The sequence below is a fragment of the Actinomycetota bacterium genome, from assembly GCA_030684515.1.
Classification (GTDB): Bacteria; Actinomycetota; Actinomycetes; order S36-B12; family S36-B12; genus UBA11398.
The window spans coordinates 296,542-308,775 of the sequence record JAUXVJ010000024.1; the positions used below are offsets into that span (position 1 = coordinate 296,542).

A 12,234-nucleotide genomic window follows, 5' to 3' on the forward strand; every position below is an offset into this window, starting at 1 on the left:
TGGAATTGCGTTACGCCAGCACCACAAGCGAGTCGCGTGGTCCGATCGCCCGCGCAAAACTCTTGCCGAAGTCAGTGACCCGCAAGACGCCTTTGTCGAAACTGATACTGGACTCGAACTGCGCCTTCCAGGCCAAGAACTCTGGGCGCCGCTGCACCCATTGATAACTCGTCTCGCCGGTCCACTCCACTGAGTAGTCCACTTCGACCAATCCCAGCTGGATCCAGTTGTCCACCCACAGACTGAAATCGACATCGACACTTGGCTGCCCAGTGCCGCGATCGTTGACATCCAGGAGATGACGTCCAAGGACCGTGGATTGACCGTCGTCGGACTTCCAGGCCACTTCGGCGATCGGCATTTGCAGTTGACCCAGCACCATCGGCAGCAAGCGCGCCTCCTTGGCTGAGAGTCGTGCCACTGCTTCGACAAACGACGGATGAACACCTTGAGCGTCACGGCCATCGGTGGCCGTGGCCATGAGGCTGAGGTACATGTTCTTCAAACTGAGTTCCGCTCGCGAGTATGAAAGGCGGCGAATCAATGGCACCACGATGCCGACGGGGGGACAGACCAAGGATGCTTCGGGCACTTCAACCAGTCGCGGTGAGAGCTCTTCGGGGAATTCGTGGGTGAAGTAGTGCTTGTGCTCGCCGAGCCAGTCCTCTAAAGGCCGATAGAGCTTCCTGATCGACTTCTCGCGTGCAAAGACTCGACGTTGCATGTCCTCAGCATCGGCAGTTGAGTCTTTCCCTGATGCGATCTCACTGCTGGCCACGGCCTGAGATTACCGTGGGGAGTCCGCCGCATCTGCACGGCAAGCACCTGCTACTTCGCGAGGATGGGCGCGCGATACTTCGGCACAGCGACCAGCATCGCAAGCAGCAGCACCGGAATTGCCGCCACTGCGCACAGCACGCCGTAGGTGCTCAGGAGCACCACCAATCCGGCCACTGCGCCACCTACTGCACCCGAGGCGTTCATCGCCAAGTCCGAAAGGCCCTGCACAGCGGGCCGCTTTTCGGCATCCACTTCGTCGGTGACGATCGTTGATCCGGCGATCAAAGTGCACGACCAGCCAAGACCAAGCAGGAGCAGTCCAATACCAAGCATCACGATGCTGTCGCCTGGAGCGACTCCGCACAGCAGGCAGGCGAAAAGCAGGATGATGATGCCCACGACAACGATTTGAGTGCGACCGTAGGTGTCCACTGCCCATCCGACGACTGGGGAGAAGGCGTACATTCCCGCGACGTGCACGCTGATCACCAGCCCGATGAGCTGCAGAGTCACGTCGACGTGGGCCATGTGCACCGGGGTCATCACCATCACCATCACCATGCAGATGTGTCCGGCCGAAATTGCAGCGATCCCCATCATTGCTCGCGGTCGTTGTCGAAGATGAGCAAGCCCTTCGCGCAGACTGGGCCGGCTCACCACTCCAGTGCTCTTCTTCTGAATCGCCATCGCCATCCGATATGGATCCGGACGCAGAAACAGCCACAGGATCGCCGCCGCTATGGCAAGGCAGGCTGCAGAGACGAGATAGGGCCCAGACAACTGGGGCAGACCCAGAGCAAGAGCCAAGTTGCCAGAGGCATTGAGCAGATTCGGCCCGAGCACGGCACCGATGGTGCTGGCCCACACCACCAAGGAGAGCGCGCGAGCGCGATGCTGCTCGGCTGCCAGATCCGTGGCGGCGTACCGCGCTTGAAGCGCGGCAGCTGACGCCACTCCAACCAAGAGGCAGCCCAAATAGACCAGCAGAAGGTTGCGCTCGATGGCTGCGAACACCACTATTGCGGCCCCTACGGCACCAATGGCATAGCCCAGAGACAGCGCCGCGCGTCTGCCGCGGGTCAAGGCAATGCGTGCGAGCGGAAGAGCCAACAGCGCTGCCCCGAGCACGCCTGAGGTTTGGGCGAAGCCCGCAGCGGCATCAGAATCGGCAATCGAGGCTGCCAGCAATGCCCCAGCCGGGATTGCGCCAGCGACAGCGATCCCGCCGAACACTGCCGCCCCCGACAAGGAGCGAACGGTGTTTGACTGCGCCTTCAAGACCTCCGGTGCCAACAGCGGGTCGTTGCCGACTGGAACAGCGGGCGCAGTCACATGGGGCCCCGTGATCCGGGCTCGTCCTCGGGCTGGCTCTCACTGCTGTGCAAACCATGATCAAGCTGCTGAGCGAGAGCCTCAGCAACGCCATGGTCATTGCGAGGCAGACCCAATTCGTCAAAGCGCGTGATCAGAGCTGGCGCCTTGCCTTGCCACTGCTCATACTCAAGAAGCATGGCTCGATCCGCACCCAAGATGCTGGTGAGGTCGCGCTGGGCGGCCACGAGCCAGTCGCGCGTCTGCGTGAGCGCCGCAACTGGATCTCCATGATTGGGCCACCAACCGCTGCGCGCGGCATCCTGCGGGTCGCGCACATTGATGATGTAGCTGATGCCAGGAAGAAGAGTGTTCAAGAAGAGCAGGTAGGAAAGCAGCAGTTCGTAATTGGCGAAGTGGCCCGGCTCGTACCTGACTTCCTTGAAGCCGAGCACCTTGGTGTCCTTCTCGGGTCGCAGCAGATTCTGGATCACATGCCGCCGCAGATCATCCAGCACAGCATTGGGGTCCAATTTCTTGGATCCGTACCAAGGATGGGTCGGCAGGCCATTGTGGTGACGGTCGGCAGTCTCAGCGATCGATTGCGCGTATTGCTGCAGCCCACGAAGAGCCGAGTAGTTCTCGCCTCTCACCAAAACGCCAGGCAGTGAGTTCAGTGCAGCCTGCAAGGCGGTGCTGCCGGTGCGGCCGTAGGTCACAACCGTCAGGAAGGTGAACTCCGGCGGCCTCCTGCTGAACATCAGGCAACTCTATTGAGTCTGCAGTGATGCCACTTGCGACTCCTCAGCGCAGTAGCGCCGGCACTTCAGCACTCACACACACTGCGCGCCAGATGTCCTTGGTGTCCTCGCCTCGAGCAATCGCATCGTTGACGGTGCATCCAAGAGTTGGGAGCACAAAATCATGAGCCCAAGAGTGGGCGTAGGCGAGCCCAAAATGGGCTTCCATCCGTTCCCAGAAGTCAGTGAGTCGCATCGACCCTAGACAGGGATAGGAGCGCGAGCAGAGCCGACATAGGTGAGCGAGGCACCGTCGAAGTCCAGCCGGGTTGGCTTCTCAGCCTCAACAATGTGGTCGGTCACCGAAGTCAGTACCTGAGCCAGCGACACATCAAGGGCCCCGCAGATGGCTGCAAGGAGTTCACTTGATGCTTCTTTTTGTCCGCGCTCTACCTCCGAGAGGTACCCCAGGGATACGGCTGCGGCGGCGGAGACATCACGAAGAGTCCGACCCTGATCTTGTCGGACACGGCGGAGTTCATCACCGATGACTTCCCGTAGAACAATCATGCTGTCTCCTTCCAAGCGCGGTCGGGTACCAGATTGCGTTTAGCACTCAACCTTGCTGATTGCTAATTCTAACGCACGCCTCCGGAGTCCTATTCCCGACCTATCCGAGGCATTTGTGACAAATATTCCAAGGCCAAGGCGATGACCGCCAAGGCTGAGTCCTGGCGGACATCGCCCCTGTCCCCCGACAGGGCCAGCAGGCGGGTCATCGACGTGTTGCTTCGGGCGTCATAGACCGCAATCCACACAGTGCCGGCTGGCTGATCGTCCAACGGCTCGGGTCCGGCCACGCCAGTGGTGGCAAGGCCCAGATCGGCACCAAACAGGGCACAAGCGGCCTTGGCCATCGCGTAGACGACCTGCTCGCTGACCACGTGCTCCAAGAGCGCGGGGTCCAAGCCGAGCACTGAATGCTTGGTGTCGGTGGCATAGGTGACCGCTCCCCCGCGCAGCACAGCAGATGCTCCGGGTGTTTCTGCAAGAGTCGAGCTGACCAGCCCGGCTGTGAGTGATTCGGCTGTGGCGACCGTCAGTCCCAGTGCACGGCAGGTGGCAATCAGCTCGGCTTGCATCAGCGCTCGTTGGGTGTCGGCGTGGGAGCGCTGTCTGGAGACTCAGTGCGCAGTTCAGCAGCTTTGCGCAAGCGGATGGCCTCCAGCACATAGTCCAAGCCGGTAGCCAGAGTCAACGCCACAGCGATGCCCATGGCAGTGGTCTGAGCAGCGCCCCACCACGAGATGTCCGCGGGAGCCAGCAGATACATGCTGATGGCGATCACTTGCGCCAGGGTCTTCAGCTTGCCACCGCGACTTGCCGGGATGACACCATCGCTGAGCACCCACATGCGCAGGACAGTCACGCCGATCTCGCGGATCAAGATGATGACGGTGAACCACCAGGAAAGCTCGCCCAGCAGACTCAGGCCGATGAGCGCAGTGCCGATCAGCGCCTTGTCGGCAATGGGATCGGCAAGCTTGCCGAAGCTGGTGATCTGATTTCGCCTGCGGGCAACTGCGCCATCAATGAGATCGGTGAGCGCTGCGATCAAGAAGACCGCGGTGGCCCAGATGCGCGCCGAATCACCTTCGCTGGCCAGCAACCAGATGAGCACCGGTACCGCAAGGATGCGCAGACCGGTCAGAAAATTGGGCAGGTTGAGAATTGGTCCACTTTCGTGGGCTTCTGCTTTTCCGTGACTTGATGCTGAGCTCATGCGCGCTCGGCTATCAAGTCAACCCCATCTACATCAATGACGATTGCGGTAAGGACATCGCCAATGGCGACTTCGTCCTCGTCGATCGGAATGTATGTCTCAGAATCGTCGGGCCCCTGATGACCGGCATGACCAACGGCAACAAGCCCGCCGTCTTCATCCTCGTCAATGCGCTCAACGATCACGACAACGGTCTCGCCCATACGATCTTCAGCGCGTTGAGCCATGACTTCATCAGCCAAGGCAGTGATGCGTTCGACTCGTTCGCGAATGACGTCGGCGTCGATCTTGTCGGTGAAGGTCACGGCTTCAGTGCCGTCCTCATCGCTGTAGCCAAAGACGCCAATCGCATCCAGTCGTGCTGTCTCAAGGAAGCTCGCCAGTTCGTCGATGTCCGCTTGAGTCTCGCCCGGGAAGCCGACGATGACGTTGCTGCGGATGCCTGCCTGCGGGTCGAGGTCACGAATGCGATTGACCAAGCCCATGAATGCCTCAGTGCCGCCAAATCGGCGCATGCGACGCAGCACTGAGGCGCTGGCATGCTGGAAGGAGAGGTCGAAGTACGGGGCAACCTCTGGGGTGGCGACCATCGCCTCAATCAGACCCGGACGAATCTCAGCTGGTTGCAGGTAGGCGACCCGAAGACGGGTGATGCCACTTTGCCTTGCCAGATCAGGCAGCGTGGTCTCCAGCATGCGCAGATCGCCGAGATCCTTGCCATATGACGTGGAGTTCTCGCTGACCAGCACGACTTCCTTCACGCCCGTGCGGACCAGCTCACTGAGTTCAGCGAGCACATCGGCTGGGTAGCGCGAGATGAAGGAACCGCGGAAGGTCGGGATTGCGCAGAAGGTGCAGCGACGATCGCAGCCCGATGCCAGCTTCACTGACGCAACCGGCCCGGTCTCCAAGCGCACCCGAGGCGCTGGGCCTTCGCCATGTCCTGGAACGTGTGCGTGACTGGCTTCGCGTTCAACTGGTGCCAACGGCAGGAGCAGTCGGCGGTCAGTCGGCTCGTGGGCAATCGGTCGATCACCAGCAACGATGCGTCGCAGCTTTGCGGCGATATCGGGGTAGTCATCAAAGCCAAGCACGGCATCGGCTTCGGGAAGTTCGGCCGCCAGATCACGGCCGTAGCGCTCAGAAAGGCAGCCCACAGCAACCACAGCGCGCGGACCGCCATCGCCCTTCAGATCAGAGGCAGCCAGGATCGCATCGATCGAATCCTTCTTGGCAACGTCAACGAAGCCACAGGTATTGACAAGCACGGCATCGGCTGATTCGGCATCCTGCACCAGATCCCAGCCCTCGGCAGCAAGGCGGCCGGCGAGTTCTTCAGAGTCGACCTCGTTGCGCGCGCAGCCAAGAGTGACGATGGCAACAGAGGGGCGAGACACCCCGAGAGTCTAGTTCGCGTTGGAGCCCGGCTCAGCCGCGCCCGTGCAGGCCTTCGGCAACCTCATCGGTGAAATCATCCACAAGTTGATCCGGATCAAGGTTCAAAATTGGTGCGAGAGCACGTAATTGACCTCGCGCATAGACCAAACCGCCGCAATGACTGAAGTCGCCACCCTCCATCGCCGAAAGGATGGATGCCCGCAACTTGCTGGCATGAGCAAGTTCTTCCAGGGACATTCCATTGGCGATACGAGCTTCGGACAAAGTGGTGCCGACAGACATCAGCACCCCTTTCTCACGCGGTTTGTTCCACCATAGTTCAGCGTCCTTGCCAAAGGAAGTTCTCGTGCGGCTCTTACTCTCCCCGAATCATCGCCAAGGTCCCTGGCAGGTCCTCGGCTTTGATCAGTACATCACGGGCCTTGGAGCCTTCCGTAGGTCCCACGACTCCGCGTGACTCCATCAAGTCCATCAGGCGTCCGGCTTTGGCGAATCCGACCCGCAACTTGCGCTGCAGCATCGAGGTCGAGCCGAACTGCGTGGAGACCACAAGTTCCACAGCCTGCAGCAGAATGTCGAGGTCGTCGCCGATGTCGCCGTCGACCTCACGGGCAGCCACAGCCGCCTGCGTGACCTCGGGCAGATATGAAGCCTCGCCCTGCGCCTTGCAGTGCGCGACCACTGCGCGGATCTCCGCTTCGGACACGAAGGCCCCTTGAATACGCATTGCCTTGTTCGCGCCCATCGGCAAGAACAGACCGTCGCCCTGACCGACCAGTTTCTCAGCACCCGGCTGATCCAGGATCACTCGACTGTCAGTCAGGCTGGATGTTGCAAAGGCCAGCCGGCTTGGCACATTGGCCTTGATCAAGCCGGTGACGACATCAACGCTTGGTCGCTGCGTTGCAAGCACGAGGTGAATGCCAGCTGCGCGGGCAAGTTGAGTGATGCGCACGATCGCATCTTCAACATCGCGCGGTGCGACCATCATGAGGTCGGCCAGTTCGTCAACGACGACAAGCAGATACGGGTAGGGCGAGAGCTCACGCTCACTGCCCGGCGGCAAGGTCAACTTGCCGGTGCGGACAGCCTTGTTGAAGTCATCAATGTGGCGGAAGCCGAAGTGCGAGAGATCGTCGTAGCGGCGATCCATTTCCTTGACAACCCATTGCAGGGCGTCGGCCGCCTTCTTGGGATTGGTGATGATCGGGGTGATCAGGTGTGGAACACCTTCATAGGCCGTGAGTTCCACTCGCTTGGGGTCAACCAGAATCAAGCGCACTTCATCAGGAGTCGCCCGCATCAGGATTGATGTGATGAGTGAGTTGATGCAACTCGATTTGCCTGCACCAGTCGCACCAGCGACGAGGATGTGCGGCATCTTTGCGAGGTTGGCGACGACGTATCCGCCTTCGACATCCTTGCCCAGGGCCGCGACCATGGGGTGCGAGTCAGAAGTCGCGTTCTTGCTGCGCAGGACATCGCCCAGGGCAACGAGCTCGCGGTCAGTGTTGGGGATCTCGATGCCGATCGCCTTCTTGCCCGGGATCGGACTGAGGATGCGCACATCGGCACTGGCCACCGCATAGGCGATGTTCTTGCTGAGCGCAGTGACTCGCTCGACCTTCACGCTGGGGCCAAGTTCAATCTCATAGCGGGTGACTGTTGGGCCACGCATGAAGCCGGAAACGATGGCGTCAATGCCGAACTGCTCAAGCACCTCGGTCAGCGCATGGACCACGTGATCATTGGCCTTGGTCGCGGCCTTGGGCGCCGGGCCGGTCTTGAGCATGTTGACACCTGGCAGCACGAACTTGGCTCGCGGCGGACGACCAGTCTTCATCTTGGCCAGCGTCGGCGCGCCCATTTGCAGGTTGACGGTCTCGTGACGAGCCGGGTGGGCGTCGATGTCCAAGGCCTGAGTCAGAAGTTGATCGGCCTGCGTGCTGGGCTGGTAGGTCGACAGACCCTCCATCAGCAACGCCGCAGGTCGGTGATCGGTATCCATCACCGGCGAGATGAATGGCTGATCGCCAGCGAGACCTTCAGGAAAGACGTCTTCGTCATCATCGAGATAGTCCATCTCGAACTCTTCGTCGATTGCTTCGGCTTCGTTCGTCTCATCACCTGAGCGCGGAGCGGGCGTGAAGAAGCTGCGGATTGACGAAAGGGAGGTTGCCGTCACCACGAGCAGGCCGAAGGCCATCAGCAGCACCAACAGCAAGGCGGTGACGATCGGGCCGAGGGCACCGACGATGGGAGCAGTGAAGAGCCAGCCCAGGACGCCCGCGCCCGCATTCATCGCTTCGGCGCCGTCACTTGGAGTGGGAGTGCCATGGAACAAGTGCCACAAGCCGAGCACGCCGACAGCGACAGCCGAGCTGCCGATCAGGATGCGGCCGGTCATCAGCGGCTCATCTGGGTGACGCATCGTGCGCCAGGCGCCGAGGATCAGAGCAATCGGTACGAGCAGAGCCAGCACACCCAGCAGCGAATGGCAGATCATCGAGAGAGTGGACACGAACCAGGCGTCCACCCCGAACCAAAGCCCGGCGACCAAGGCGATGGTCAGCGCCAGCAGGCCAAGGGCCAGTCCGTCGCGGCGCTCATGCGCCTCCAGATCGCGGGCACCGGAGCCGAAACTGCGGGAAAGTGAGCCGATGGCATTGGCCATGCCCAGCCAGAGCGACTTCAGCAACCGACCACACCAGAGCACCAGACGAACCAGTGGTCCCGGTTGGACCGGACCCCTCGCGCGCTTGGGTGCCGGCTTTCTGGGGGCAGCCTTCTTGGCACGTGCGGGTTTGCGAGCAGCGCTCTTCTTTGCGCTGCCTCGTGGGGAAGATCCGCGACCAGCGCGCGAACGCGAAGGAGCGGACGTACGAGACGCCATGGGCGCACCCTAGCGAGCAAATCCCATGAGTCCCGGTAGTCACACGCGCAACACGCCCGCCTATAACTCCCGGGGGTCCAAGTGGACGTGCACCACGCCTGCCTCGGCCTTGGCTGAGCGTGTGACAGTGATCGCATGCAAGTGAGCTGACAGCTGGGCGCTGTCCTTGCGGTCAGCCAGTGCAATGCCGCGCCCATCACTTGGCCCCAGCACTCGGATCGCCACCCGTTTCTGGAGTTCGGCCAGCACTTCAGAGATGGCCGAGTTCTCACCAGTCAGCACGGCAGCACGCGATTCAGGCGGCAGACCCGTGGCCCTTCGGTCCGCGAGCTCACGCTGAGCGAACCATCCAGAGTCCCAGCGGACAAGTGACTGCACCGCAGTCAGCGCGTGATCCGCAGTGACAATCAGGTGCGCCTTGGGCCGAGCGAGCAGGGCTGCTCCGAACCAGCGGCGCACAGCCTCTTCGCCGGAGCGCAGGCCAGTGCGCTGCAATTGCGCTCGCGCATCGAGCAGCACAACGGCCGCATAGCCACCCTTGGCAAGCGGTTCAGCCCCTGGTGTTGCAACGACGAGCGCCGGCGTGTCGGGAACACCGCGATGCAATTGCTCGCTGGATGACCAGATGATCGATGCCCCCGGGAATGCTCGGCCAAACTCTTCAGCTGTGCGCTCAACGCCAGTGGATGAAGCGCGCAATTGCGTGCCGTGGCAGTTCGGACAACTCCATGAGCCAGTGAGCTTGCCGCACCACAGGCACTGCGGAGTGCTGGTCTTGGAGCGCAGCGACAGTGGACCTCCGCAACTGCACAGAGCTGACTCCCGGCATTGCTGGCATGCCAGTGCCGGCAGATAGCCACGCCGCGGAACTTGAATCAACACCGGACCCGTACGCAAACCCTCTTTGGCAACTGACCATGCGGTATGCGGAATGCGGGCCGACGCTGCTGCCGGATCGCGCGCCTCGTCGGCGCTGTCAATGGCGCGCACGATGGGTGCATGCGCACGAAGCCAACTGCGTTCAGGTTCAAGCGGTCGCGCCCAGCCGGAGTCGCACCAGAGTTGGGTTTCGGTGCTGCGCGAAGGTGCGCCAACCAGCAGTGCGCAGTCGGTGAGCTGCGACCTCAATGCAGCGACATCTCTGACATTCCAATAGGGAGCCTGGGGCTCCCAGCAGGAATCGTCGGCGTCATCCCACACGATGATCAAGCGCAGATCCGCAACTGGCGCGAACACAGCGGTGCGGGTGCCGACAACGAAGCGACTCTCGCCGCGCAGCACTGAGCAGAACTCGCGATAGCGGCGTTCCGGTCCGAGTTCGGCAGACAGCACGGCGCGCGATAGAACCAGCTCTTCAGTCGCATTGCAGAGTTGCTTCACGTCCCAGGCATCGGGAACGACAACCAGCACTCCACCCGCAGCTTGCGAGAGCACGGCGCGAACCAAGGCGGCAACATCAGCAGTCCACGGCTTGGCGGGCGCCGCGCTCCACACTCCGCGGACATCAGCCAGGCGACCCTCAGATGCTCGCGTCAGCAGCGCACGACCATGGGTGTAGCGATCCCAGGTAGCCCAGTCATCGTCCGTGAGTTCAGCGATCATCGGAGTGCGCGTTGACGCCGCTGCTTCGGCTCGCGCATGGCGCGGTGGCACAGCCGAGCGAAAGACATCACTGAAGGTTCCGGCGAATCTCTCGGCGACGGCCGTGACGAGGGCGGTCGTTTCGGCAGTCAGCACTGGCTCACTTGAAAGCACCCGCTCAAGGGCTCGCACATTGGCTGCCTCGCTGCTGGCTATTCGTCCAACGACAACGCCATTGATCAGCCGGCCCGAGAACCGAACCCGAACGCGCACACCGGGCTTGACGTCATCGGCCATTGCTTCAGGGATCGCATAGTCAAAAATGCGATCCAGATGCGGCAATGGTGAATCGATGCGCACCTGCGCGATCGGATCAACCTGCGCCCAGCTTGGCAACTTGCGCGCGCGCGGAGTTCGGCGCGGAACGAGTTCGAGCTGGTCACTCACGAGAGCAGGCTAGAGCCCGGCAACCTCACGCAATTGCTCTGCGCGATCGGTGTTCTCCCAGGTGAAGGTCGGGCCCACCTGTGTGCGCTTGCTTGGATCTGCATGATCCAGCAGTTCATTGGTGCCCTGCGGCCGCCCAAAGTGACCGTAAGCGCTGGTAGTGCGGAAGATCGGACGCAGCAGATCAAGATCGCGAATGATGGCCGCTGGGCGCAGATCAAAGACGCGCAACACTGCCTCTTGGATCGCCTCGTCTGCCATCACGCCGGTGCCGAAGGTCTCAACGAAGACACCCACTGGATGGGCTTTGCCGATTGCGTAGGCAACCTGCACCTCGCAACGGGTTGCCAGGCCAGCTGACACCACGTTCTTGGCAACCCAGCGCATTGCGTAGGCAGCAGAGCGGTCGACCTTTGAGGGGTCCTTGCCCGAGAAGGCGCCGCCACCGTGGCGAGCCATGCCGCCATAGGTGTCCACGATGATCTTGCGACCGGTGAGTCCGGCGTCACCCATTGGCCCACCGATCTCAAACTTGCCGGTGGGATTCACGAGCAGGCGCACATCACGCGAGTCGATATCGATCGAATCGAGGATCGGATCCACCACGTGCTTGCGGATGTCCGGCGTGAGCATGGTGTCCAGGCTGATGTTGGTTGCGTGCTGGGTGGACACCACGATGGTGTCAATGCGCAGCGGACGGTCGTCCTCGTCGTACTCGATGGTGACCTGGGTCTTGCCGTCGGGGCGCAGGTAGGGAACGGTGCCGTCCTTGCGAACGGCGGTGAGCTGCTCGGCGAGGCGATGCGCGAGTGAGATCGGCAGCGGCATCAACTCAAGGGTGTCTGTGCAGGCATAGCCGAACATCAGGCCCTGGTCGCCAGCACCCTGGCGGTCAAGAGGATCGCCGCTGTGGCCTTCGCGCTCTTCGATCGCATCGTCGACGCCCTGAGCGATATCTGGTGACTGCTTGCCGATCGACACCGAGATGCCGCAGGACTCGCCGTCGAAACCCTTGGTCGATGAGTCATAGCCGATGCCGAGCACTGTTTCGCGCACCAGCTGAATGACGTCTGCGAAGCCGGAAGTGGTGACCTCACCTGCAACGTGCACCTGGCCAGTGGTCAGCAGTGTTTCGACTGCGACACGACTGGTGGGGTCCTGCCGAAGGAGGTCATCAAGGATGGCGTCACTGATCTGATCAGCCATCTTGTCTGGATGGCCCTCGGTCACAGACTCTGAGGTAAACAGTCGCTTCGACACTCGGCGTACTCCCCTTGGTTGCAGACATCTCTGTCCTCAAT

At 61.6% G+C, this 12,234-nt stretch carries 12 protein-coding genes; all 12 read right to left on the reverse strand.

Annotation, left to right across the window (positions count from 1 at the left end):
- Positions 1-10: 10 nt before the first annotated feature.
- Positions 11-778 carry a DUF4393 domain-containing protein gene (locus Q8M73_10260; GenBank protein MDP2288932.1) on the reverse strand — a complete coding sequence of 256 codons (768 nt, stop codon included), beginning with the start codon at positions 776-778 and terminating at the stop codon, positions 11-13.
- Between the two features lie 50 nt (positions 779-828).
- Positions 829-2,112, reverse strand: coding sequence for an MFS transporter (locus Q8M73_10265; GenBank protein ID MDP2288933.1), 1,284 nt, complete (start codon positions 2,110-2,112; stop codon positions 829-831).
- Complete coding sequence (locus tag Q8M73_10270; protein ID MDP2288934.1) at positions 2,109-2,852, reverse strand: hypothetical protein; 744 nt, start codon at positions 2,850-2,852, stop codon at positions 2,109-2,111. Before Q8M73_10270 ends, Q8M73_10265 begins: the two co-directional genes overlap by 4 nt.
- 43 nt (positions 2,853-2,895) lie before the next feature.
- On the reverse strand, positions 2,896-3,087 hold the full coding sequence (locus tag Q8M73_10275; protein MDP2288935.1) for a DUF3046 domain-containing protein: 192 nt from the start codon (positions 3,085-3,087) through the stop codon (positions 2,896-2,898).
- A 5-nt stretch (positions 3,088-3,092) separates the two neighbouring features.
- Positions 3,093-3,401 carry a helix-turn-helix transcriptional regulator gene (locus Q8M73_10280; GenBank protein MDP2288936.1) on the reverse strand — a complete coding sequence of 103 codons (309 nt, stop codon included), beginning with the start codon at positions 3,399-3,401 and terminating at the stop codon, positions 3,093-3,095.
- Between the two features lie 89 nt (positions 3,402-3,490).
- A complete protein-coding gene (locus tag Q8M73_10285) occupies positions 3,491-3,973 on the reverse strand; it encodes a CinA family protein (protein MDP2288937.1) in 483 nt (160 codons plus the stop codon).
- The gene (gene pgsA, locus Q8M73_10290) at positions 3,973-4,614 is read right to left on the reverse strand and encodes a CDP-diacylglycerol--glycerol-3-phosphate 3-phosphatidyltransferase (protein MDP2288938.1); all 642 of its coding nucleotides are present in this window, start codon (positions 4,612-4,614) and stop codon (positions 3,973-3,975) included. The genes Q8M73_10285 and pgsA overlap by 1 nt, the downstream gene beginning before the upstream one ends.
- Complete coding sequence (gene rimO, locus Q8M73_10295; GenBank protein ID MDP2288939.1) at positions 4,611-6,011, reverse strand: 30S ribosomal protein S12 methylthiotransferase RimO; 1,401 nt, start codon at positions 6,009-6,011, stop codon at positions 4,611-4,613. The genes pgsA and rimO overlap by 4 nt, the downstream gene beginning before the upstream one ends.
- Positions 6,012-6,042: 31 nt before the next feature.
- Positions 6,043-6,294, reverse strand: a complete 252-nt coding sequence (locus Q8M73_10300) for a helix-turn-helix transcriptional regulator (GenBank protein MDP2288940.1) — start codon at positions 6,292-6,294, stop codon at positions 6,043-6,045.
- Positions 6,295-6,367: 73 nt separating this feature from the next.
- A complete protein-coding gene (locus Q8M73_10305) occupies positions 6,368-8,905 on the reverse strand; it encodes a DNA translocase FtsK 4TM domain-containing protein (GenBank protein ID MDP2288941.1) in 2,538 nt (845 codons plus the stop codon).
- 60 nt (positions 8,906-8,965) lie between these two features.
- Positions 8,966-10,933, reverse strand: a complete 1,968-nt coding sequence (locus tag Q8M73_10310; protein ID MDP2288942.1) for a primosome assembly protein PriA — start codon at positions 10,931-10,933, stop codon at positions 8,966-8,968.
- Positions 10,934-10,942: 9 nt separating this feature from the next.
- Positions 10,943-12,193, reverse strand: coding sequence for a methionine adenosyltransferase (metK, locus tag Q8M73_10315; GenBank protein MDP2288943.1), 1,251 nt, complete (start codon positions 12,191-12,193; stop codon positions 10,943-10,945).
- Between the last annotated feature and the right edge of the window lie 41 nt (positions 12,194-12,234).

Excerpts from the sequence above, each read along its gene's own strand:
- pgsA (MDP2288938.1), bottom strand. The coding sequence starts at position 4,614 with ATGAGCTCAGCATCAAGTCACGGAAAAGCAGAAGCCCACGAAAGTGGA.
- Q8M73_10305 (MDP2288941.1), bottom strand. The coding sequence starts at position 8,905 with ATGGCGTCTCGTACGTCCGCTCCTTCGCGTTCGCGCGCTGGTCGCGGA.
- Q8M73_10270 (MDP2288934.1), bottom strand. The coding sequence starts at position 2,852 with ATGTTCAGCAGGAGGCCGCCGGAGTTCACCTTCCTGACGGTTGTGACC.
- Q8M73_10280 (MDP2288936.1), bottom strand. The coding sequence starts at position 3,401 with ATGATTGTTCTACGGGAAGTCATCGGTGATGAACTCCGCCGTGTCCGA.
- Q8M73_10285 (MDP2288937.1), bottom strand. The coding sequence starts at position 3,973 with ATGCAAGCCGAGCTGATTGCCACCTGCCGTGCACTGGGACTGACGGTC.
- Q8M73_10300 (MDP2288940.1), bottom strand. The coding sequence starts at position 6,294 with ATGTCTGTCGGCACCACTTTGTCCGAAGCTCGTATCGCCAATGGAATG.
- Q8M73_10275 (MDP2288935.1), bottom strand. The coding sequence starts at position 3,087 with ATGCGACTCACTGACTTCTGGGAACGGATGGAAGCCCATTTTGGGCTC.